The 22,771-nt window shown below is 68.5% G+C and carries 17 protein-coding genes; 3 read left to right on the forward strand and 14 right to left on the reverse strand.

Going from position 1 to position 22,771, the window contains the following annotated elements:
* Entirely contained in the window at positions 1-483 is a 483-nt protein-coding gene (locus tag M8859_RS06750; protein WP_159925506.1) for a cation:proton antiporter regulatory subunit, read from the reverse strand.
* Between the two features lie 206 nt (positions 484-689).
* Between M8859_RS06750 and M8859_RS06755 the strand changes: the two genes are divergently transcribed.
* The gene (locus tag M8859_RS06755; protein WP_321212607.1) at positions 690-2,795 is read left to right on the forward strand and encodes an acyltransferase family protein; all 2,106 of its coding nucleotides are present in this window, start codon (positions 690-692) and stop codon (positions 2,793-2,795) included.
* 6 nt (positions 2,796-2,801) lie between these two features.
* Here M8859_RS06755 and M8859_RS06760 read toward each other — a convergent pair whose 3' ends face one another.
* Positions 2,802-4,325 (reverse strand): ArnT family glycosyltransferase, encoded by a 1,524-nt coding sequence (locus M8859_RS06760; protein ID WP_195071399.1) that lies wholly within the window; start codon positions 4,323-4,325, stop codon positions 2,802-2,804.
* Positions 4,326-4,503: 178 nt separating this feature from the next.
* Entirely contained in the window at positions 4,504-6,264 is a 1,761-nt protein-coding gene (arc, locus tag M8859_RS06765) for a proteasome ATPase (protein WP_159925510.1), read from the reverse strand.
* A 179-nt stretch (positions 6,265-6,443) separates the two neighbouring features.
* Here arc and M8859_RS06770 point away from each other — a divergent pair, with 179 nt between their 5' ends.
* Positions 6,444-6,980, forward strand: a complete 537-nt coding sequence (locus M8859_RS06770) for a WKL family lipoprotein (RefSeq protein ID WP_195071398.1) — start codon at positions 6,444-6,446, stop codon at positions 6,978-6,980.
* A 53-nt stretch (positions 6,981-7,033) separates the two neighbouring features.
* Here M8859_RS06770 and M8859_RS06775 read toward each other — a convergent pair whose 3' ends face one another.
* Complete coding sequence (locus M8859_RS06775; protein ID WP_159925514.1) at positions 7,034-7,867, reverse strand: tRNA (adenine-N1)-methyltransferase; 834 nt, start codon at positions 7,865-7,867, stop codon at positions 7,034-7,036.
* A gap of 75 nt (positions 7,868-7,942) precedes the next feature.
* Here M8859_RS06775 and M8859_RS06780 point away from each other — a divergent pair, with 75 nt between their 5' ends.
* Positions 7,943-8,854: a RecB family exonuclease gene (locus M8859_RS06780; protein ID WP_372492866.1), complete on the forward strand. Its 912-nt coding sequence runs from the start codon at positions 7,943-7,945 to the stop codon at positions 8,852-8,854.
* Between the two features lie 14 nt (positions 8,855-8,868).
* Here the strand turns inward: M8859_RS06780 and M8859_RS06785 are convergent, their stop codons facing one another.
* From M8859_RS06785 to metH, 10 genes are all read right to left on the reverse strand, one after another.
* Positions 8,869-9,450: a flavin reductase family protein gene (locus M8859_RS06785; RefSeq protein WP_249643995.1), complete on the reverse strand. Its 582-nt coding sequence runs from the start codon at positions 9,448-9,450 to the stop codon at positions 8,869-8,871.
* Positions 9,443-10,894 carry a helix-turn-helix domain-containing protein gene (locus M8859_RS06790; protein WP_195071394.1) on the reverse strand — a complete coding sequence of 484 codons (1,452 nt, stop codon included), beginning with the start codon at positions 10,892-10,894 and terminating at the stop codon, positions 9,443-9,445. The genes M8859_RS06785 and M8859_RS06790 overlap by 8 nt, the downstream gene beginning before the upstream one ends.
* A gap of 141 nt (positions 10,895-11,035) precedes the next feature.
* A complete protein-coding gene (gene hisG / locus M8859_RS06795) occupies positions 11,036-11,887 on the reverse strand; it encodes an ATP phosphoribosyltransferase (protein WP_159925522.1) in 852 nt (283 codons plus the stop codon).
* Between the two features lie 45 nt (positions 11,888-11,932).
* Positions 11,933-12,214 carry a phosphoribosyl-ATP diphosphatase gene (locus M8859_RS06800; RefSeq protein WP_174315390.1) on the reverse strand — a complete coding sequence of 94 codons (282 nt, stop codon included), beginning with the start codon at positions 12,212-12,214 and terminating at the stop codon, positions 11,933-11,935.
* Between the two features lie 102 nt (positions 12,215-12,316).
* Positions 12,317-14,131 (reverse strand): choline/carnitine O-acyltransferase, encoded by a 1,815-nt coding sequence (locus M8859_RS06805; protein ID WP_159925524.1) that lies wholly within the window; start codon positions 14,129-14,131, stop codon positions 12,317-12,319.
* Positions 14,128-14,964: a class I SAM-dependent methyltransferase gene (locus M8859_RS06810; protein ID WP_195071393.1), complete on the reverse strand. Its 837-nt coding sequence runs from the start codon at positions 14,962-14,964 to the stop codon at positions 14,128-14,130. The genes M8859_RS06805 and M8859_RS06810 overlap by 4 nt, the downstream gene beginning before the upstream one ends.
* A gap of 44 nt (positions 14,965-15,008) precedes the next feature.
* Positions 15,009-15,872: a HalD/BesD family halogenase gene (locus M8859_RS06815; RefSeq protein WP_159925526.1), complete on the reverse strand. Its 864-nt coding sequence runs from the start codon at positions 15,870-15,872 to the stop codon at positions 15,009-15,011.
* Between the two features lie 159 nt (positions 15,873-16,031).
* On the reverse strand, positions 16,032-16,703 hold the full coding sequence (locus M8859_RS06820) for an HAD family hydrolase (protein WP_321212605.1): 672 nt from the start codon (positions 16,701-16,703) through the stop codon (positions 16,032-16,034).
* Between the two features lie 286 nt (positions 16,704-16,989).
* Entirely contained in the window at positions 16,990-18,810 is a 1,821-nt protein-coding gene (locus M8859_RS06825; protein ID WP_159925528.1) for a serine/threonine-protein kinase, read from the reverse strand.
* Positions 18,811-19,151: 341 nt separating this feature from the next.
* On the reverse strand, positions 19,152-22,748 hold the full coding sequence (gene metH, locus M8859_RS06830; RefSeq protein WP_159925530.1) for a methionine synthase: 3,597 nt from the start codon (positions 22,746-22,748) through the stop codon (positions 19,152-19,154).
* Positions 22,749-22,771: the final 23 nt, after the last annotated feature.

Below are 22,771 nucleotides of genomic sequence, written 5' to 3' on the forward strand. Positions count from 1 at the left end.
TCAGCCGTCTAACAGGATCTTGGCGGCGGCCTCCAGGCCCTCCACGGTGCCGACGACGACGAGCACGTCCCCGGCGGTGAAGGTGAAGTCCGGTCCAGGCGAGGGAATGGGCTGTCCGCTGCGCACCACGGCGACGATCGATGTCTTCGTCCGGGTGCGTATCTGGGTGTCGCCCAGCCTGCGCCCGTCGTAGCGGGATCGGTCGGGGATGGACAGCTGCCGGGTGGTCAGGCCGGTGAACTGGCGGTGCTCCTCACGCAACTGCTCGACCAGCTGCGGGGCGCCCAGCAGGCTGGCCAGCACGGCCGCTTCCTTCCCCGACAGGGGCACCTGTTCGGTTTCGTCGGGGTTGTCGAGCTTGCTCACGATCAGGTCCATCGTGCCGTCGCGATGATTGATCACTCCTATGCGGCGCCGGGTATTGGCCAGCGGGAAATCTTTACGCACACCGATACCGGGCAGGGGTGTCACCTCAACGTTCACGACTCCACCCTATCGACCCACCGTCATCACCCGCCCGAAGGGTGACCGAATTGTCCGTATACCTCGGGTGTTTGCGCACACCACACGGATCGGGCGAGTTGGACCGTGCTTCGCCGCCCGTGATAAGAGAATGACGTGTCCCGCACCTCTCCTCGTCACCGAGCCGTCGCCTTCCGTTGCCGCAGCGACCGCGCCGTACGGGTCCGGTGACGGTGGCCCGACTGCTGGATCGGTTCCTCCGCCCGGACACGACCGCCACGGCGGCTGCGCTGCGAGAGGACGCGCAGGAGTACCGGCACGATCTGGACGGGTTGCGCGGCGTGGCGATAGCGCTGGTCGTGGCCTTTCACATCTGGTTCGGTCGCGTCTCGGGCGGGGTCGACGTGTTCCTGGTGCTGTCCGGGTTCTTCTTCACCGGTTCGCTGCTGCGCGGCGCGGAAGCCACCGGCGCGGTCCGCGTCGTCACCACCGCTCGCAGGCTCGTCCGCAGGTTGTTGCCCGCGCTCGTGACGGTGCTGGCCGCCGTGGTCGCGGCGACCCTGCTGCTGCGCCCGTTCACCCGTTGGGGCGAGATGGCGGCGCAGACGCTGGCGTCGCTGCTGTACTACCAGAACTGGCAGCTGGCGCTGTCCTGGTCGGACTACCTGGCCGCCGATCCGTCGGTGAGTCCGCTACAGCACCTGTGGTCGATGTCGGTGCAGATGCAGTTCTATCTGCTGGCGCTGCTCGGCGTGGCGGCGGCTGCACGCCTGTGCCTGCGTTTCGCCGGTCCCGCGGCGCTGCGCCCCGCACTGGCGGTGGTTCTGGCCGCGGGCGCGGTGGCCTCGTTCCTCTACGCCGCGCACGGCACCGCGGTGCATCAGGGCTGGAACTACTACGACAGCTTCGCCCGCGCCTGGGAGCTCTCGGCCGGGGCGCTGCTGGCGGTCGTCGCTCCCTGGCTGTCGCCGCCTCGGCTGGTGCGGGTGGCGGCTGCCGTGCTCGGCTCGGTGGGGGTGCTCACCTGTGGTTGGCTGATCGACGGAGCCGATCGGTTCCCCGGTCCGGCTGCGCTGGTGCCGGTCGGCGCCGCGCTGGCGTTGATCGTGGCGGGCAACAACCTGACCGCCGCCGGGCATCCGCTGCCCAATCGGCTGCTCGCCGCGCCGGCCGCGGTGCGTTTGGGCGAGTTGTCCTACGCGCTGTACCTCTGGCACTGGCCGATCCTGATCTTCGTGCTGGCGCGGACCGCAGCCGCGACAGCCGGACTCGTCGTGGGCATCGGGGTCGTCGGGGCGTCGCTAGGGCTGGCCCACCTTACGAACCGGTTCGTCGAGGAGCCGTTGCGGATGCGGTCGGACCGGTCGGCGCAAGCGACGCCCGCGCGCAGCACGCGTACCGGCCGATTGGTCGCGGCACTCGGCGCAGCGGTGCTCGCGGCGGCCGTCGGTCATCAGGTGGCGACCAGAGCGAACCCGCCGCAGGCGGTGGCATTCCTGGACCCGGACCCTTACCCCGGGGCGGAGGCACTGGTCAACGGAGCGAGCACGCCCGAAGCCCCCATGCGCCCCACCGTGTACGAAGGGCCCGCGGACGCCGCCTACCCCTCCCGTGACGGCTGCATCGCGGATTGGGACACCCGCGACGTCATCACCTGCACCTATGGGGACGCAGATGCCGAACGCACCGTCGCGGTGGCCGGCAGCTCGCACGCCGAGCACTGGGTGCCCGCTCTGGACGCGCTGGGCCGCGAACACGCCTTCCGGGTCGAGGTCTACTTGAAGATGGGATGCCCGCTGACGGTGGCGGCGGAGGCGATGTACAAGGGCGAAGCGATCCCGGATTGCCGGGACTGGTCCGTCGAGGTGATCGATCGCCTGGGTGTCGAACGTCCGGAGTGGGTCTTCACCACGGCCACGCGACCGCGTGACGGCGCGGGCGACGAGACGCCGGCCGAGTATCTGGACGTGTGGACCCGCCTGGCCGACCGTGGACTCAACGTGCTCGCCATCCGCGACACCCCGTGGCTGCGCCGCGACGGCGTTCGGTACCGGGCGATCGATTGCCTCGCCCAGCAGGGCGACCGGATCAGCTGCGGGATGCCGCGCGCGGTCGCGCTGGACGAGGTCAATCCGGCGCTGGAGTTCGCCGCCTCGTTTCCGAACGTGTTCCCGCTGGACCTGTCCGACGCGCTGTGTCAACGCGACGTGTGCGCGGTCACCGAGGGCAACATCTTGATCTACCACGACGAGCACCACCTCACCGCCAGCTATTCGCGCTCGCTCGCACCGGAGCTCGGCAGGCATCTGTCGCCGATCCTGGGCTGGTGGTGAGATGGATCAGTTCAGCCGCAACATAGCCGGCCAGGCCTGCGACCACGGCGCACGCGGTTGCGCGCAGCGCCAGACGGTGACGCCGCGAGTGACACCGGGATATCCGAGCCGGGCGTCCACCCGCCCGATCGCGGCCACCTCGGCGCAGCGCGCCCGCACGTCGTCCTCGGTACCGCCCACCCACAGCACCGTGGTCGCCGTGTCCGGCGGGGAGCCGAAGTAGCCGAACCCTCGATTCGGGCTGTACACGGCGGGCAAGCCGTATGCCGCGCGATCGATATCCAGTGAGCTCGCCTGCCAATAGGAATCCGCGATCACCACGGCCGACGCCCGCTGCGGTTCCGGCAGCGTCCGGTAGGCGGCCGCCGTGCCCGCCGCCAGCTCCGACCACCCGAATCGCCCGTAGACCGCGATCTCGAGGCCCGCTTGGGCCTGGGTGGCGACCGGCTCGATCTCCGCCTCCGGACGCAACGGCAGTGAGAACACCAGCAGTGCGACGGACATCGCCAGCACCGGGACGGTGAGCAGCACGCGTCGGCGCCGCGGGTTCTGCGTCCAGCGCACCGCGCCCACCGCGATCAGCACCCCGTAGCAGCCCGCGGCGTAGTACGGACGTCCGTTGGTCGCGATGAAGATCACCACAAGCACCAGCGGCAGCAGTCCGAGAAAACGGTACGGCCGCCAGCTCTCGGCGCGAAACAGCGTCCACACGCCGTAGACCAGCAGCATGCCGCCGATCAATCCGGCGGAGGCGAGGGCCAGCGGCAGCCAGACGGCCCGACCGCCGATCGTGGCCTGCTCCGCGGCGACCACGCCACCCAGACGCAGCTGCGGCCAACCGTGCGCCGCCTGCCACACCAAGCTGGGCACGGTGGTCAGCGCGACGATCGCGGCGCCCCACCACAGGGCCGGGCGGCGCAGCAGCTCACGCGGTCCGTAGACCGCCACCCCCACCGCGATCGCGATCCAGAAGAACGGGATCAACCACTTGACCTGCATATCCAGCGCGGTGACCAGACCGGAGGCCAGTAGCAGGCCGTCGCGTCGGGTGCGGACCCAGCGGACCACCAGCCAGCTCGTCACCACCCACAGTGCCGTGTCGATGGTGTTGGTGGCCAGCAGACTGCCCTGCACCAGCAGGAACGGCGAGGTGGCGTAGCCCGCGGCGGCCAGCACCTGCGCGCAACGGGCGCCCCCGAACTCCCTGGCGATCTGGGCGGTCACCACTACGGCCGCGACGGTTACCACAACCGCCGGAAGACGCAGCGCCACCAGCGAATTCGGGGCGAGCATATCCATCGAGCGGGCGATCGCAGGCAGCAGCGGCCCTTGGTCGGCGTAACCGACGGCGAGCCTGCGACCGGCGGCGACGAAATACAGCTCGTCGCCGAAGAATCCGTACCGTCCGATCGAGACCAGCAGCGCCAGCGCGCCGAGTGCCGCCACCACGCCTACACCGCCGAGGGCGAACGGCGGCAGCGGCTCCCCCGGATATGCCGGGCGCCTTCGGACATCCAGCCCTTCGGTCATCCTTGCCCGCCCTCCGCGTCAACGGAGGCGGATCCCGGATCGCCCCTCCGCATACCGCGCTTTCGTCACGACGTCCACCAGCGCGGCCACGTAGGTCACATTCACTTCGCTGCAGCCGGAGTCCGAAGCGAAGGGCCGCGCCTCCTGGGAGACGCGGCCCTCGTGGTCCGGCGGAACCTTACAGGTACTGACCGGTGTTCGACTCGGTGTCGATGGCGCGGCTGGCGCTGGCGTTCTTGCCGGTGACCAGCGTGCGGATGTAGACGATCCGCTCGCCCTTCTTACCCGAGATGCGTGCCCAGTCGTCCGGATTCGTCGTGTTGGGCAGGTCCTCGTTCTCGGAGAACTCGTCCACGATCGAATCGTAGAGATGCTGGATGCGCAGGCCGGGGCTGCCCGTGTCGAGCACCGCCTTGATGGCGTACTTCTTGGAGCGGTCCACGATGTTCTGGATCATGGCGCCGGAGTTGAAGTCCTTGAAGTACAGGACCTCTTTGTCACCGTTGGCGTAGGTGACCTCCAGGAAGCGGTTGTCCTCGCTCTCGGCGTACATCCGGTCGACGACCCGCTCGATCATGGCGTTGATGCACAGGCTCTTGTCGCCGCCGAACTCCGCCAGGTCGTCGTCGTGCAACGGCAGGTCCTCGGTGAGGTACTTCGAGAAAATGTCCTGCGCCGACTCCGCGTCGGGACGCTCGATCTTGATCTTCACGTCCAAGCGGCCCGGCCGCAGGATCGCGGGATCGATCATGTCCTCCCGGTTGGAGGCGCCGATCACGATGACGTTCTCCAAGCCCTCGACACCGTCGATCTCCGACAGCAGCTGGGGCACCACCGTCGTCTCCACGTCCGAGGAGACGCCCGAACCACGGGTGCGGAAGATCGAGTCCATCTCGTCGAAGAACACGATCACCGGTGTGCCCTCGGACGCCTTCTCGCGTGCCCGCTGGAAGATGATCCGGATGTGCCGCTCGGTCTCGCCGACGAACTTGTTGAGCAGCTCGGGGCCCTTGATGTTCAGGAAGAACGACTTGGCTTCCTTGGCATCCTCACCGCGCGCCTCGGCGATCTTCTTGGCCAGCGAGTTGGCCACCGCCTTGGCGATGAGCGTCTTACCGCAACCGGGCGGGCCGTAGAGCAGCACACCCTTCGGCGGACGCAGCGCGTATTCGCGGAACAGGTCCTTGTGCAGGAACGGCAGCTCCACCGCGTCGCGGATCTGCTCGATCTGCCTGCCGAGACCACCGATGTCGCTGTAGTCGACGTCGGGCACCTCTTCCAGCACGAGGTCCTCGACCTCGGCTTTGGGAATGCGCTCGAAGGCGAACCCGGCCTTCGTGTCGACCAGCAGCGAGTCGCCCGGCCGCAGCTTCCGGATGGGGGAATCGGGATCGTCGAGGTCGTCCATCTCGGCGACCTTGGCGAGCGGGCCGGCCAGCCACACCACACGCTCCTCGTCGGCATGGCCGACCACGAGGGCGCGACGTCCGTCGTCGAGGATCTCCCTCAAGGTGCCGATCTCGCCGACCGCGTCGTAGCGCCCTGCCTCGACGACCGTGAGCGCCTCGTTGAGACGGACGGTCTGACCGTATTCGAGCGTGGAGGTCTCGATGTTCGGGGAACATGTCAACCGCATCTTGCGACCCGAAGTGAACACGTCGACCGTCTGATCGTCGTACACACCGATCAGAATGCCGTATCCGCTCGGCGGCTGACCCAGCCGATCGACCTCCTCACGCAGCGCGACCAACTGCTGGCGCGCTTCCTTGAGGGTGTCCATCAGCTTCGTGTTGCGAATGGTCAGCGAATCGATGCGGGCTTCCAATTCCCGTGCGCGATCCGGCGAGTCGGCGAGTTGCCTTCGGAGTGCAGCCGCCTCGGCGCGTACTGCCTCGAGCTCTCTCCAGGCCGCCGAATCCGAATTCTCGATGGGGCTCATGTGCTGCTCCTCCCAGTCCCGGTCTATCAACGCTACCGGGCGCGACCCGTTCTCGCTTTCCGACATGGTTTCTTGGTGATCACATCTGGGCCGCGATCGGCGGCCGGACACCATGTTAGCCTGCCCTAACCAGACCCTGGCGAGCCTGCTGGCCGCCCGAGCCGAAAGGTTGCCCGACCATGCTCCTTCCCACGCGAACCCTGCGCGTTTCCCTTGCCACCGCCGCGGCGGCGCTGGCCATCTCCGGCGCGTTGGCGGCGTGCGGCTCCGACGACGACTCGACCACCGATGCCGCGACCTCGGCGACCTCGTCGACCTCGGCCACCACCAGCGCCGCCGCGTCCGATACCCACGGTCACGGCGACCATGCGACCGGCGCACCGACCGCCGAGACCTTGCAGGCGGTGCTGGTCAAGCTCGCCGATCCGAACGTACCCACCGCGGAGAAGTCCAAGCTGATCGTCAACGGTGAGAAGCGCACCGCCAACATCGACCAGATGAACGCGGGCCTGCAGGGCTACACGCTCACCTTCACCGTCGCCGACATCACCACCCAGGGCGACACCGCGAACGCGCAGGTGACCATCAACTCCCCGCACGGCGCGGCCCCCGCCGTGCCGCTGACCTGGGAGAAAGTCGACGGCGCCTGGAAGCTGTCGGACGCGAGCGGCTGCCTGCTGTTCGGCTTCGCGCAGGCGCCCTGCGTCCCCGCCTGAGCTTCGCGCGCCCGGCGCCGGGAGTTCCGCGTCGTCGTTCCCCCTGGCCACGCTCAGCCCTTGGAGGGCCTGCGCTGCGGCTTGGGGGTGACGGTGCCCTCGGCGAGCCTACGGGCGCTGACCAGGAAAGCGGTATGGCCCTGCATGCGATGCTCGGGCCGCACCGCGAGGCCGACCACATGCCACGGCCGCACCAGCGACTCCCAGGAGCGCGGCTCGGTCCAGCACTCCTGCTCGCGCAGCGCCTCGACCACCTTGGACAGCTGGGTGACGGTCGCCACATAGACGATCAGCACGCCGCCCGGCACGAGTGCCTCGGACACCGCGGGCAGCGCGTCCCAGGGCGCCAGCATGTCCAGCACGGCGCGATCGACGGGCTCTCCGGTGTAGTCGGCCACATCGCCGATGGTCAGCGACCAATTGGGCGGTCGTTCACCGAAGAACGTCTCGACGTTGCGGACCGCGTGCTCGGCATGGTCGGCGCGGATCTCGTAGGAGACCACCTGGCCTTGCGGCCCGACCGCGCGCAGCAGCGAGCAGGTGAGCGCACCGGACCCCGCGCCCGCTTCGAGCACGCGCGCGCCGGGGAACATGTCGCCCTCGTGCACGATCTGCGCGGCGTCCTTGGGATAGATCACCGCTGCGCCGCGCGGCATGGACAGCACGTAGTCGACCAGCAGCGGACGCAGCGCGAGGTACGGCGTGCCGTTGGTGGAGTGCACCACGCTGCCCTCGTCGGCGCCGATCAGGCTGTCGTGCTTGATCCCGCCGCGGTGGGTGTGGAACTCCTTGCCCGGCTCCAAGACCACCGTGTGCAGGCGCCCTTTGGCATCGGTCAGCTGCACCCGGTCACCGATGGTGAATGGCCCGGTCCGTCTGGCCGTCATGAATCTCCGTTCCGCTGGTTGGAATCCTTGCTGTCGCGCACCGGCGTGTCGGTGCCGCGGGATAGCCTGCCAGGTATGTGCTCGCCCGTGTCCACGCCCCCTGCCGACGACGCGCGGACGTCGGAGCCCGACATGACGGCGGGCCGTACCCGGCCCGCGTTGTCGCCCTCGCGGGCAATGGATTTCAAGCAATGCCCGCTCAAATACCGGTTGCGGGCGATCGATCGGATACCGGAACAGCCGTCCGTGCACGCCGTACGCGGCACGGTGGTGCACGCGGTGCTGGAGGACCTCTACGGCCTGCCCGCCGCCGAGCGGGTGCCCGAGCGCGCCGACGCCCTGGTCCCGGCGGTGTGGGCGCGGGTGCGCGCCGAGCGGGCGGAGGTCGCGCAGTTGATCGCCGACGAGCAGCTCGACGCGTTCCTCGGCGAGGTTCGCGCGCTGGTGCGGCGCTACTACCGGCTGGAGGATCCGACCCGGTTCGAGCCGGAATCGCGCGAGGCGCGGGTGGAGGTCGAACTCGCCGACGGCGCGCTGCTGCGCGGGTTCGTCGACCGGATCGATATCGCGCCGACCGGCGCGCTGCGCGTCGTGGACTACAAGACCGGTCGTGCGCCGGGGCCCACGCAAGAGACCAAGGCGCTGTTCCAGCTGAAGTTCTACGCGCTGGTGGTGCTGCGCACCCGCGGCCTCGTGCCTGCCCAGCTACGGCTGATTTACCTGGCCGACGAGCAGATCCTCACCTACGCGCCCGACGAGCAGGAGTTGCTGCGCTTCGAGCGCACGCTCTCGGCACTGTGGACGGCCATCCTCGAGGCGGGCCGTACCGGAGACTTCCAGCCGAACACCAGCTGGCTGTGCTCGTACTGCGACTACAAGCCCCTGTGCCCGGCGTTCGGCGGCACGCCGCCGCCCTACCCCGGCTGGCCGAGCGGCGGCGCGACCGAATCTCCGGACGAGACCCTGGCCGAAGCGGTGTCCGACTGAGCACCAACTGCCGTTCAACGCTGGAAGTACCGCACCGAGGTCAGCGCTTCGGCCGTGGTCGTGAACAGATTCCCGGTCTGTTGCATCAGCGGATGCGTGGCATCCTTCGGTGTGCCGTCACTGTTGAGATGGCGTGGGTTGAACCAGACCGTCTCGACTGCCCCGATGATGATCCCGTGGTCGCCTCCCAGATCCAATCGAGCGATCGTGCGACAGCTCAGCCACCCGAGACCGGCAGGCACCACGGGCCCGTAGTCGGACAATCCGTAATCGATCTCCAGCCCACTGCGGGAGAGCTTTTCGGCTGGCTCGGTAGCCGGGTACTTCGAATATCGGGCACCGAGCTTCCACACCCCATCCAATTGTTCGATGGTTGGCACGGTCACACTGAATCCCGCAGCGCTGTGCAGGCTTTCGTAAGTCGCCCATTGCTTGTATACAGCGAGGGCGATCTGCTGCGGATCAGTCGAAACCGACGTCAAATTGGAGACCGGAATGAGATTCGCCGTGCCGCTTCGGCTACGAGTTCCGATCAGGTAGGCAATGCGCGGTGCCAACAGACGATGCGCTATACCGAGCGGGTTGTCATCAGCCATGCGCGAATTCCGGGATGAAAGCATCGACGGCATCGACCAGTGTGCGACTATCCGACCTCTTGCCGACCGACTGGGCTTGCAGATCGGTCTTCAGTGCGCGCAGTGCCGTCACAACCTGCGGGATGCGCTGACCTACCGGAATCGTGAACACCGAGCCGAGTTCTTCCAGGGCAGCACTCGGTCCGTCACTGTGCAACCGCGCGCGGGCGAGAGTGGTCTGGGCCAGAGTCAGCGTCGTCGGCCACGCCTGTGACCTCGTAGGTGCGTAAAGCTCGGTCACTCTCTCGGCTTCCGATTGAGCTTGCGTCCATTCACCGAGTGTCGCGTAGGTGATGGCGTCGTAATAATGCTGGCGCGCATGGGAGAAATCGAAAACCGGACCCAGATCGGTCAGGCTGTCGACATCCGGTACACGCTCACGTTCCGCGCGGGCCAAGCGCATAGCGGCAACGGCGGCAGTTCGATCGCCGAGCTGAGCGTGAGCTCGGGCACCGAGCCCCGCCAATCTGATCCGAGAGATGCCGTGTGCGTCGGCGGCATTCCGCACTTCGCTGAGCACTTGTTCAGGCCGGCCCCACCACGAGGCGATCATTGCGCGGGTGCATCGAACCCAGGATTCGAGGCTGCGATGTCCGGCAAGCACCGCGAACCTGGTGGCAGCGCGCGTCTGGATCATTGCGGCCTGCGGCTCGGCCAGGTCGTGCGACACCGACGCCAGCAGTATGCAGGTTGCGGCGAACAAGGCATACAGCTCGCGCATATCCGCCGGCTTGCCCGCGTGGTGCATTGCCGCCGCCAGCTGGTCACGTAACACGGTCAAGGCGCGAAAAAGCCTGGGCAAGTCTGGCGCGAGAGCATATTCGCTTGCCAGCCGATGAAGGTCTTCGGCTGCATCGTGCAGGCTGTCAGGATCGATACCGGGGCGTGCGACAGCGCTGACCAGACGCGCCGATTCGCGAGCGGAATCGAACACCAAGGCTTGTAAACCCGCGCTGGTAGCAACCCCGGTGATTCCCAGCGCACGCAGGGCATCCCGACGGTCCGTAGGATCACCTCCCGACTCCGGCACAGCCGGCTCCGCCTCGGCGACGGAACCATCGACCAGTGTGCTGCCGATCTGGGGACCCGTCCACTCACCGGTGTCTGCCCGATCCCCTGCCGAGATCTGCTCAGTGTCCGACTTCAGCCTGTGATCGGCAATGCCGGTGGACGACGACAGCTCCATTCGGAAACGCGCGAGCTGGCGCGCATCCAAACTCTCCAGCACAGTGTCCATGCCGGCCGCGAACATGCCTGTCAGGGTGATGGACGCGCCGCGCCGCTCCCACTTGCGCACGACGGCATCGGAAAAGCCTGTCATCGCGGCGAACTCTTCTTGGCTGCGACGCAATGCCGCCTGACGCAGTGCACGAACCTCGACGCCGGTCCACCTCGTCACGATCATCCCAGCCCCATCCGCGTAGTGGTCTACGCATAGGCAGCGTAGAGCGTCTGTGGGGGTCGTGTGACTCCAATGGCGGCGGTGCTGCGCGCACACCGATTGCGCTCAGCCTGAATGGATCAGGCGGTCGGGCTCATCCGGCGTTCAGAACGCGCGGCAGGAGCGGATGTCGGTGGCCAGGATGGCTTTCGCACCCAGATCCGCCAGCTGGTCCATCAACTCGTTGCTCTGCTTGCGTGGAACGAGCGCGCGCACCGCGACCCAGCCGGTATCGGCCAGCGGGGCCACGGTCGGCGACTCCAGCCCCGGGGTGATGACGAACGCTTGGTCGAGCAGGTCCTTCGGGCAGTCGTAGTCCAGCATGACGTACTGCTGGGCGAAGACCACGCCCTGCACCCTGGCGACGAGTTGGTTGCGCACCCGGTCACCCTGGTCGGCATCCTTGCGTTCGACCAGCACGCCCTCGGAGTCGCACAGCGATTCTCCGAAGGCCACCAGATTGTGCTGACGCAGCGTCCGCCCCGAGCCGACGACGTCGGCGATGGCGTCGGCGACGCCGAGCTGGATGGAGATCTCCACCGCGCCGTCCAGTCGGATCACCTCCGCCTCGATGCCGCGGCGGCGCAGATCGTTCAGCACCAGGTTCGGGTAGGAGGTGGCGATGCGCTTGTCGTGGAGATCCTCGACCTTCCACTCCAGCTCGGCAGGTGCGGCGTAGCGGAAGGTGGAGCGGCCGAAACCCAAGGCGAGCCGTTCCTGCACCGGTGCGCCGGAGTCCAGTGCCAGATCACGTCCGGTGATACCGAGATCGAGTTCACCGGAGCCGACGTAGATCGCGATGTCCTTGGGCCGCAGGAAGAAGAACTCGACCTGGTTCGCCGGGTCCAGGACGGTCAGGTCACGCGAATCGGTGCGCTTGCGATAACCGGCTTCGGCGAGGATCGAGACGGCGGATTCGGAGAGGGCGCCTTTGTTGGGAACTGCGACGCGCAGCATGGGAGGAAGTCCTTTCGGGAGGAGAATCGGGGTATCGGACGGCCGTCACAGATGTCGGTACACGTCTTCGAGCTTCAGCCCGCGCCCCACCATCAGCACCTGTACCCAATACAGCAGCTGGGAGATCTCCTCGGCGAGCGACTCGTCGCTCTCGTGTTCGGCGGCCAGCCACACCTCGCCTGCCTCCTCGAGCACCTTCTTACCCTGGGTGTGCACGCCCGCGTCCAGCGCGGCGACGGTTCCGGACCCCTCGGGGCGGTTGACCGCACGATCCTGCAGCTCGGCGAACAGGGATTCGAAGTTCTTCACGATGAGCCATTGTTTCAGACCCGGATGAGGACCCGTTGCTCCGGCCCACGATGGCCCTGAACGGCGACCGCCCGGTTCTTCCGTACCCGGCCGGGTACGGAAGAACCGGGCGGGTTGCGCCTAGTTTCCGGCGAGCAGCGCCCGCAGGTCGGCGACCGCCGTGCGGAGGTGGTCGGCGAAGGCGTACATCTGGTCGGCGACCGGCTTCGGCGTGGCCAGGTAGAGATTCCAGCGGTCCGGAAGCAGGACGTAGGCGATGCCGATGCACTTGGAGCTGGTGGAGCCGAAACCGAAGTAGCGGATGTTCACCGAGGGCGCCGAGCTGGTGCTCAAGTAGTCGTCGCGCATGATCGTCCAGCCAGGGCTGTCGTAGAGCGGGATCGGGTCGGTGAGACCCAGCTCCGCCCCGCGACGGCGCTGGATCCACTGCAGCTCCCACAGGTGCTGCTCCGGCGCGTCTCCGGCCTGACATTGCTTGGCCCGTTCCACGTGCGCGGCCGCAGCCGTCCGCGCCGCGGCGAGCCGGGCCTCGACGCCCGCGTCCGGGTCCTGCATCGTGTCCACGAACGCGATCATCTCCGGGGTGACCACCCGCATGGCCTCGGTGCGGCCGTTGCGGTACTGCCTGGTCGCGATGGACTCGTAGGTGGCGCCGGTGAGCCCCTTGCTGCGCCGATGGGCCAACTGGTAGCTCAGCTGCGCGAACGCGTCCGGCGAGATGCCCAGCTGCTTGGCTTCGGTGGTGCCGAAGTCCGGGAACGACACCGTCTGGGTGGCGTTCGCGGCGGCGTAGTCGGCGAAGGCCGCGCCCGCCGCGGCGATATCGCCGCGCTGCGCCTCGTCCAGCACGAACTCGATCGGCTCGACCGCGGGCAGCCCCTGCGCCTGGGCGCCGGAGCGGGTGGCGTGCTCCCGCACCGGGGTTTCCAGCAGGTTGTCCACGAACGAGAGGATGGTGGTGCCGTCCAGGCCGCAGTGTTCGACATTGATGCCCGCCTGTCCGTCACCGAAGACGATGAAGGACACCGACTTGTCGAACCACCGGTTCGCACTGTCGCCGTGCAGCAGCTGATCGCAGGCGTGCAGTTCGTCGCGCGGAGCGAAGTCCTCCAGGCAGACGGCGAACAGCGCGGTCTCGATGGCGTCGAGCGCCGCGGCGTTGGCAGGCTCGTCCAGCAGCCGCTGCCTGCTGCGCGCCCATTCCGCGCGGGGCTTGGTGGTGAGGTGTCCGACTGCGCTGTCGGCGCGGGCCGGGCGTGCGCCCGCCTTCAAGACCGCGCGCAACCCGTCGGCGAGATCCTCCGGCGAGTACGGCGCCCCTTCCGGGCCCAGAACGTCCATCCTGAACGTGCTACCCCGGAAGAACACCACGATGTGCCGGGCCTGCGAGGGGCCCGGCCACTCCTCGCTGTAAGGGACCCGCACCGAGTCCTGTTCCTCGCCCGGGATCCTGGTCTCGGAGAACAGATACTTGTTCTGCCACATCGACAGCTTCTGTCCCCGCTGGGTCACCGGCGGGACGGCCTCCTGGTCGAGGGCCAGTTTGTAGTCGACCGCGGCGGAGATGATGCCGGCGGCGCGGTCCACCTGGGTAGCGGCAGTGGAGGTGGCCAGCGGGGTGTCGTCCCGGAACAGGAAGAAGAAGTTCGCGTTCAGGGCGATCCGGTCCCGCCTGCCCAGGTATCGCGACGGCCAGAACAAGTCCAGCCAGCTGCCTACACCCGGCGTCGCGTCGTATTCCGCGAGCGCCGCGTGCAACCTGCGTCCCGGCCCGTCGGGTCGCAACAGGTCCTCGACCGCCCCCCGGGTGGCGGCGAGTTCGTCGGCGGTCAGCAGCGGCTCGCACCACTGCAGGAACCGGCCACAGCTGTCCTCCAGCGTCGGCAGGGGCACCCGGGGTAGGTGGTCGTCGGCGGCGAAGGTGCGTTCGGTCAATGCGAGTCCTCGGTGTCGGCGTGATGTTTCGGCAGCGGCCTGGATACGTACAGGTTGGCATACAGCCATCCCTGGTCTTCCCGGCCGGTGGTGTCGATTCCGTTGGCGGACAGGGTGTTCAGCACCTGCGCTTGCTCGGTCGCGGAGGCGAACCTGCGTTGCTCGTACAACCCCGGCGCCTGCTCGGTCCGGTAGCCGAGCGCGGCGAGTTCCGCCTCGATCGGTGCGAAGTCGAACATGCGCAGTACGAAGTGTGCCATCCACGGCCGCCTGCGCGGATGCGCGGTGGCCACGCGAGTCAGAGTTTTTTCGGTGACGTAGCCGATGCAGCCGGTCGAGACGACGAGATCGGCGCTCGCCAGCAGGGCGCGCTGCTCGTCGGTCGGTTCGCCGGACTCCAGGTCGGCGTGCACGACCTCGTGCAGGAGACCGGCTTCCCGCGCGTAGTCGAGGGCGGGGCGGGAGGCGTCCATGCCGAGGAACCGGACGTCGTCGGCTCCGGCCCGCGCCGCGACGCGTGCCCGGTCGCGCTGGATCAGACCGGCTCGATCGATGTCGGTGACGGCGTAGTGCCCGGCCAGTTCGCCGATCGTCGTGTCGAAACGCAACAGCGCGGCGTTCACGCCGTAGGAACAGCCGATGTCGAGCACGGTCGGCACGGCGATCCGCGCGGAGGCACGGAACTCCCGGATCTGCTGCTGGAAGAACGGTTTCGCCAGTTCCGGTATGCGGTAGTCCAGATCGGACATGCGCGCGTAATACGCACGCGGATCGGGGCGGTCGTAGATGTCGTCGAAAGACGCTTTCCCGGTCGTGTGTAACGGCACTGGCACTGTCGGTCCTCTCGGGTCGAGCTCGGTCAGTCGAGCCGTTCGGCTCAGTCGAGCAGTCGATCGCCCCGGACGGCGGCGGCCGCGGCGGCCAGGTGGTCGGGTAGCACGCGGCCGAACAACTGCCGAGTGCGTTCCACCGTGCCGACCATTCCGGGACGATCGGTATAGGCGAAGATGGCCGAATGGCGCTGACGCGCACCGCCGACGGGTGAGACGCGGTGCAACGAGAAGCGACCCTGGAACAGCTGCAGGTCGCCAGGACGCAGTTCGAGCCGCTGGACGAAACGATCGCCGGTGCCGGTCAGCACGGCGCGGACGTCGTCGAGGTGTTCCGCCTCGGGTGTGCGGATGTTCGGGCAGTACTCGAAGACGCCACCGTCCTCGGCGGGCTGGGTCAGCATCGAGACGGTGAATTCGTTGGTGTCGAAATGCCAGGGATGCGACATACCCGGCGCGACGACGTTGAGGCACAGTCCGGCGAGGGGATCGGCGAACTCGTGCAGTTCGGGCAGGCCGAAGCAGTCGGCGACGAACCGCTGGAACAGCTCGTCGGTGTAGAGCCGGTGGATCAGCGCGTCGGCGGGGATGCGGTCGCGGGGCACGAAGGCGTTACCCCGCTCCAAGACGATCCGGCCGGGATGATCCTCCGGCAGTTCGGCGTCCAGTGGAATGTTGTAGGCGTTGACCTGTTCGACCTCGTAGTGCGCGTGTGGAGCCATCAGCTCCCCTTGCGCCCGCAGTGTCTCGGTCAGCTCCGGCCGGATGAAACCCCGTAGGACGGTGCAGCCGGTGTCGGCCAGTTCCGCACGGGCGCGTCGCACCGCTTCCCGCAGCCCTGGTCCGTCCTGATCCCCGAGAGGATACCGTGCCGTATCTACGATCTCGTCGAGTACGCCCAACGCTGCCATGGCGTCATTTTGGTGGAGCGCCCGCCGACACGCCCGGGATTCGGCGAGATTGCCGGTGATCACGGTCACACATACTATCTGCGCGCACTCCTTTTGCGGCACAGTAACTCTCGGTGTACGGGAGTCGGGTGTGTCGCGCGATGACGTGGGCCGGACGACTCAACCGCGCACGCGCAGAGCGCGTTCGAGATCCGTGACGGCCAAGCCGATGAGCGAATCCCGGAACACTCGTCGCGGTGTGCGCGGCACCGGGATCTCGCACGGTACGACCACCAGTGCGCAGCCCGCCGCCTCAGCGGCGCGGGCACCGGTGGGCGAGTCCTCCACCGCCACACAGCATTGCGGGTCGAGCCCGAGCAGTTCGGCGGCGCGCAGGTAGACATCCGGCTCCGGCTTACCGTGCGCCACCTCGTCGCCGCAGACCGAGACATCGAAGAAGTCGCGCCCCAGCGTGTCGAGCCCGAACTCCGCGAGCGACCGCTTGGTATTGGTGACGAGCGCGCTCGGCAGCCCCGCCGCGCGCACCATCGCCAGCGCGTCCTTCGCCCCAGGGCGCCACGGGATGGGGCCGGTCATCAACTCGGTCACCCGCCGTTCCAAGTACTCCCCCGCCGCCCGCAGCGAGTCGGGGGTGGGCTCGATCCCCAGGCCGGTGAACATGATCCGCAGAGCGTCCGGACCCGATGCACCGATCAGCGCGTGCCGGATCGCGTCGGTCATCTCGTGGCCGTGCTCACGCGCCAGTTCGCGCACCGCTACGTCCCAGAGCTTCTCGGAGTCGAGCAGCGTGCCGTCCATGTCCCAGAGCACTCCGGCCAATCGCGCTGTCACGTTCGGTGCGTCTCCTCGATCTCGTTCATGTCATGCGTACTGCCCGGCGCGAACCCGATCACCCGTCCGAGACGGCCGCACGAACCGTGTCGCCGGACGAAGACCGGCTGTAGCGCCGCCCAGCTGATGCGGCCGTATCGAACAGCGCGGCCCGGCGCCCATCGCGCCGGAACGGACGGCGCTGACCAGTCGGCGGGACCGGCACCGCGCGACAACGTGCGGCCACCATCCCGCGCTCGGCCGGGCGAGCGGCACCACCGCGGGCCGCGGCAGAGGCGAGCAGCACCTATGTTCCCGAGGCGGCGATCTGCAGCTTGGCGTTGTCCCCGACGACCTCGATCCATCGGTTCTCAGAGGTCGTCGTGCCGTTCTTCAGGGTATAGGTGAGCGCGACCACCGCCCGATTCGCACCGTTCTGTGTGACCGGGCCCACGCTTACCGAGCGGATCGTGCCCCAGAAGTTCACGTAGGAGTCGTAACCGGTCCTGGCCTGGTATCCGGGGGCCAGCTGCGTCCAAGCGCCGGACACGTTGGCGGGCAGCATGCCGTAGTAACCCTGGATGAACGAGGCGATCCGGTCGGGCGTCGGCGGACCGGACGGAGTGGTCGTCGCGGTGGTAGCCGGGCCGGTGGTGGTCGGGGCATGGCTCGACGTGGTGGGCTGGGGCGTGGGGCTGGGAGGCGCGGTGGTGGCGCTCGGGGCGGGGTTCGTCGTCGGCGCCGGAGCGGTGGTTCCCGGGGCGGGCGGAGGCGGCGGGGCAACCGCTGAAGTGGTCGCGGGCCCCGGCACGGGCACGGAAGTGGGCACTGGTGCCGCAGAGGCGGGGGCTTGCGCCGGGGCTTGGGCAGGAGCCTGTCGCGGCTCGGTTCCGGCCGCGTCCGCCGGTGACGGCGCGTTCTCGGGACCTACGGCGGCCGGAGGGACGATCGACGACGTCGGCGCGGCGCCACCCTCGCCGTCTCCTCTGGCCAGCATCGCGATGATGCCGACCAGAATCAACACCCCGACCACGGCGGCAACTTCCACGGCGATCAGTCGGCCGCGCCGTCGGCCACTCAGAACGCCCGGCAACGTCGCCGCGGCCCCGCGCCTCGGCACCGGCGGTGACGTCACCGCTTGCGGCGCGGGCGGCCCCGGCACAGCGGCGGGCACGACGGCGGTGACGCCGGAGTCGCCCGGCTGCTCCGGCGATGCGGCAGCGGCGCGGCTCGGCAGCACTGTCGTCTCGGCGGCGGCCGTGGCGGAGGTGGGAATCACCTTCGTCACCGGCGCGGGCAATTGTGGATCCCGGCCCGTCGCAACGGCTTCGAGGACCGCCTGAGCCTCCGGCATGCTCGGGCGGTCGGCGACGGCCGGAGCGAGCAGGTACATCAGCGCCGGCCCCAGCGGGCCGGCGGACTCGGGTGGCGGGATCTCGGCCCGCGCGACCGCGTGTAGCAGGGCGAGCGGGTTGTCGCCCTCGCCGAACGGCGGAGTACCCTGCACCGCCGCGTACAGCGTCGAACCGAGGGCGAAGACGTCGGAAGCGGGTTCCGGATCCTCGCCGCGCGCGACCTCGGGCGACAGATAGGCCGGCGTACCGGCGAGAAAGCCTGTGGCCGTGACTGTCACGTCGCCGACCGCGCGGGAGATGCCGAAGTCGGTGATCTTGACCGTGCCGTCGTCGGCGACGAGCAGGTTCGCCGGCTTCACATCCCGGTGCATGATCCCCGCGGCGTGCGCGGCGGTCAGGGCGCTCGCAGCCTGCGCGCCGATCCGGGCGACCTCGAGCGGCGGCAGCGTGCGACCGCCCGACAGTTTGGTCGCCAGGCTCGGGGCGTCCATGTACTCCATGACCAACCAGGGCTGGCCGTCCTCCTCGGCCACGTCGAACACGGTGATGGCGTTCGGATGGTGCAGCCGCGCCGCGATCCGGCCCTCACGCATGGCGCGCCGCTTGGCCTCCAGCTTCGCCGACCCGGACAGTCCGGGACCGAGCAGCACCTGCTTGACCGCGACGGTGCGCTGCAGCCGGACATCGGTGGCCCGCCAGACCACACCCATGGCGCCGGTGCCGATCGGATCCGTGAGCCGGTACCGTCCCGCGATCAATCGATCCGCCGTCATGGTGGTGTGCCTCTCCTACTTGCGCGCCTAGCCGTTCCCGCATTCCGCGCGCAAGCCCGGAAGGTCTCCGAAGGCGTACGCGCCGAGCTGCTTTGCACCACTGAGCAGGGACGCGAACGCATCCGCCGACTGCCCCGGATGCAGTTACAACGCCTTCGACAATGGCACATCCACCCGACACACATCCACCTCCCGGTCCCGGGACGGACGATCGCCCAGGTCAACACCGCGCGCCCGCGCACCGTGACGCGCCGATGAGCGCCGCGTTCCGTGTGCGATACGGCATCCGGGCAGGTAGCAAAGGCCCTTGGCGCGATGCCGCACCGCCTTCCCGCGGACGCTTACGCGTTGAAGTACTTCGCCTCCGGATGCAGCAGGACGAAGGCGTCGGTGGACTGCTCCGGATGCAGCTGCAGCTCTTCGGAGAGAACGACGCCGAGGCGATCGGCCTCGAGCAGGTCGACCAGTTTGGCGCGGTCCTCCAGCTCGGGACAGGCGCCGTAGCCGAAGGAGTAGCGGGCGCCGCGATAGCCGAGTTTGAAGTACTCCTGCACGTCGTCGGGGTCGGAGTCGGCGACGGCGTGGCCGTCGAGGACGAGTTCCTCGCGAATGCGGCGGTGCCAGTACTCGGCGAGCGCCTCGGTGAGCTGGACGCCGATGCCGTGCACCTCGAGGTAATCGCGGTAGCTGTCGCCCGCGAACAGCTCGTTGGCGAAGTCCGCGATCGGCTGCCCCATGGTGACCAGCTGGAACGGCAAGACGTCGACCTGACCGGTCGTCCTGGCGTACTCCCGCGAACGGATGAAGTCGGCGATGCACAGGAATCGGTCGCGCTGCTGGCGCGGGAAGGTGAACCGATACCGTTGCGGCGCATCGGGATCGGGTTCGGTGAGCACGACGACATCGTCGCCTTCGGAAACCGCCGGGAAGTAGCCGTAGACCACCGCGGCGTGCTGCAACACGCCTTCCGTGCTCAGCCGGTCCAGCCAGGCGCGCAGCCGCGGCCTGCCCTCCGTCTCCACCAGTTCCTCGTAGCTGGGGCCGTCGCCGGCCCGCTGCCCGCGCAGCCCCCACTGCCCCAGGAACAACGCCCGTTCGTCGAGCAAGCCCGAGTACTCGTGCAGGGCGAGGCCTTTCACCACCCGCGTGCCCCAGAACGGCGGCACCGGCACCGGCAGGTCCGCCGCGACGTCGGAGCGCTCGGGCACCACGACGGGCACCTCCGCCGCCCGGCGCTCAGCGGCGATCCGCTTCGAGCGCTCGTGACGCGCCTTGCGCTCGGCGGCCTTCTCGCGCTCGGCGATGGCCTCCGGACTGTCCGGATCGAGCCCGCCGCCGCGCTTGCGGGTCATGATGTCGCCCATCAGCCGCAAACCCTCGAACGCGTCGCGCGCGTAGTGCACGTCGCCCTCGTAGACCTCGGTCAGGTCGTTCTCCACGTACGAGCGGGTGAGCGCCGCACCACCCAGCAACACCGGGAATTGCTCGGCCACGCCCTTGGCGTTGAGCTCCTCGAGGTTCTCCCTCATCACCACGGTCGACTTCACCAGCAGGCCGGACATGCCGATGACGTCGGCCTTCTTGTCCACCGCCGCGTCGAGGATGGTGGAAATCGGCTGCTTGATGCCGAGGTTGACCACCTCGTAGCCGTTGTTGGACAGGATGATGTCGACCAGGTTCTTGCCGATGTCGTGCACGTCGCCCTTGACGGTGGCCAGCACGATGCGGCCTTTGCCGCTGTCGTCGGTGGCTTCCATGTGCGGTTCCAGGTAGGCGACAGCGGTCTTCATCACCTCGGCGGACTGCAGCACGAACGGCAGCTGCATCTGGCCGGAGCCGAACAGCTCGCCGACCGTCTTCATCCCCGCCAGCAGGGTCTCGTTGATGATCTGCAGCGGCGGCACCTCGGCCATGGCCGCGTCCAGATCGTCCTCGATCCCCGCCCGCTCGCCATCCACGATCCGCCGCTCCAGCCGCTCGAACAGCGGCAGCGCGGCCAACTCCTCGGCCCGCGACGCCCTCGACGATGAGGTGGACACGCCCTCGAACAGCGCCATCAGCTTCTGCAGCGGGTCGTAGTCCTCGGAGCGGCGGTCGTACACCAGATCCAGCGCGGCCTCGCGCTGCTCGTCCGGAATCCGGCTGATCGGGACGATCTTCGAGGCGTGCACGATCGCGGAATCCAGACCGGCCTCCACGCATTCGTGCATGAAGACCGAGTTGAGCACCTGCCGGGCCGCCGGGTTGAGACCGAAGGAGATATTGGACAGACCCAGCGTCGTCTGCACCCGAGGGTGGCGGCGCTTGAGCTCGCGGATGGCCTCGATGGTCTCCAGGCCGTCACGACGGGACTCCTCCTGGCCGGTGCCGAGGGTGAAGGTGAGCGTGTCGATGATGATGTCGCTCTCCGACAATCCCCAGTTGCCGGTGATGTCGGCGATCAGCCGTTCGGCGATCTCCACCTTCTTCGCCGCGGTGCGGGCCTGGCCCTCCTCGTCGATGGTCAGCGCGACCACCGCCGCCCCGTGCTCGGCGACCAGCCGCATGGTCTGCTGGAAACGCGAATCGGGACCGTCGCCGTCCTCGTAGTTCACCGAATTGACCGCGCAGCGTCCGCCGAGGTGTTCCAGCCCGGCCTGCAGCACCGGGGTCTCGGTGGAGTCGAGCATGATCGGCAGCGTCGAGGCGGTGGCCAGCCGCGCGGCCAGCTCCGCCATGTCGCGGGTGCCGTCGCGGCCGACGTAGTCGACGCACAGGTCGAGCATGTGCGCGCCGTCGCGGGTCTGGTCCTTGGCGATGTCCAGGCACTTCTGCCAGTCCTCGGCCAGCATGGCCTCGCGGAAGGCTTTGGAGCCGTTGGCGTTCGTGCGCTCGCCGATCATCAGAACCGAGGCGTCCTGTTCGAACGGCACCGCGGTGTACATGCTGGACACGCTCGGCTCGTGCACCGGCGCGCGCCGCTCGGCGATCGGCGGCAGGGCGGCCTCTACCTCACGCACCGCGGCGGTGACCTGGCGAATGTGTTCGGGCGTGGTCCCGCAGCAGCCGCCGACCAGGGCCAGCCCGAATTCGGAGACGAATCCGCGCAGCGCGACCGCCAGTTCCTCGGGCGTGAGCGGGTACACCGCCCCGCCCGCGCCGAGTACCGGCAACCCGGCGTTCGGCATCACCGAGACCGGCACCTGCGCGTGCTTGGACAGATGGCGCAGATGCTCGCTCATCTCGTCCGGGCCGGTCGCGCAGTTCAGGCCGATCATGTCGATGCCGAGCGGCTCCAGCGCGGTGAGCGCCGCGCCGATCTCGCTGCCGACCAGCATTGTGCCGGTGGTCTCGACGGTGACGTGCGTGATGACCGGGATCCGGCGGCCGAGCTTCGCCATCGCGCGCCTGCTGCCGGTTACCGCCGCCTTCACCTGCAGCAGGTCTTGGCAGGTCTCGATGAGGATCGCGTCGGCGCCGCCGTCGAGCATGCCGAGGGCGGCCTCGGTGTAGGCGTCGCGCAGCGCGGCGAAGGAAGCGTGACCCAGCGTGGGCAGCTTCGTGCCCGGTCCCATCGAAGCGAGCACGTACCGTGGCGTACCGTCGGAGGACGGACCCATCTCGTCGGCGACCTCGCGGGCCAGCCGGGTGCCCCGCTCGGAGAGGTCGCGGATCCGGTCGGCGATGTCGTAGTCGGCGAGGTTGGGGAGGTTGCAGCCGAAGGTGTTGGTCTCGACCGCGTCGGCGCCCGCCTCGAAATAAGCCCGGTGGATGCCGCGCAGGACGTCGGGGCGGGTGTCGTTGAGGATCTCGTTGCAGCCCTCCAGCCCGCGGAAATCGTCCAGGGTCAGATCGGCGGCTTGCAGCATGGTGGCCATCGCACCGTCGCCGATGACGACACGGCGGCGCAGCGTGTCGAGTAGCGTGGTATCGAACTCGGCGGGGATGGACGCAGACATGCGTTCCAGCGTAGTGGGCGGGG

Source organism: Nocardia sputi, from assembly GCF_023501985.1.

What these genes read in the sequence shown, in the direction of transcription:
- M8859_RS06760 (WP_195071399.1), bottom strand. Translation starts at nt 4,325, where the DNA reads ATGACCGAAGGGCTGGATGTCCGAAGGCGCCCGGCATATCCGGGGGAG.
- arc (WP_159925510.1), bottom strand. Translation starts at nt 6,264, where the DNA reads ATGAGCCCCATCGAGAATTCGGATTCGGCGGCCTGGAGAGAGCTCGAG.
- M8859_RS06770 (WP_195071398.1), top strand. Translation starts at nt 6,444, where the DNA reads ATGCTCCTTCCCACGCGAACCCTGCGCGTTTCCCTTGCCACCGCCGCG.
- M8859_RS06775 (WP_159925514.1), bottom strand. Translation starts at nt 7,867, where the DNA reads ATGACGGCCAGACGGACCGGGCCATTCACCATCGGTGACCGGGTGCAG.
- M8859_RS06780 (WP_372492866.1), top strand. Translation starts at nt 7,943, where the DNA reads ATGTGCTCGCCCGTGTCCACGCCCCCTGCCGACGACGCGCGGACGTCG.
- M8859_RS06785 (WP_249643995.1), bottom strand. Translation starts at nt 9,450, where the DNA reads ATGGCTGATGACAACCCGCTCGGTATAGCGCATCGTCTGTTGGCACCG.
- M8859_RS06790 (WP_195071394.1), bottom strand. Translation starts at nt 10,894, where the DNA reads ATGATCGTGACGAGGTGGACCGGCGTCGAGGTTCGTGCACTGCGTCAG.
- hisG (WP_159925522.1), bottom strand. Translation starts at nt 11,887, where the DNA reads ATGCTGCGCGTCGCAGTTCCCAACAAAGGCGCCCTCTCCGAATCCGCC.
- M8859_RS06815 (WP_159925526.1), bottom strand. Translation starts at nt 15,872, where the DNA reads ATGGCAGCGTTGGGCGTACTCGACGAGATCGTAGATACGGCACGGTAT.
- M8859_RS06825 (WP_159925528.1), bottom strand. Translation starts at nt 18,810, where the DNA reads ATGACGGCGGATCGATTGATCGCGGGACGGTACCGGCTCACGGATCCG.
- metH (WP_159925530.1), bottom strand. Translation starts at nt 22,748, where the DNA reads ATGTCTGCGTCCATCCCCGCCGAGTTCGATACCACGCTACTCGACACG.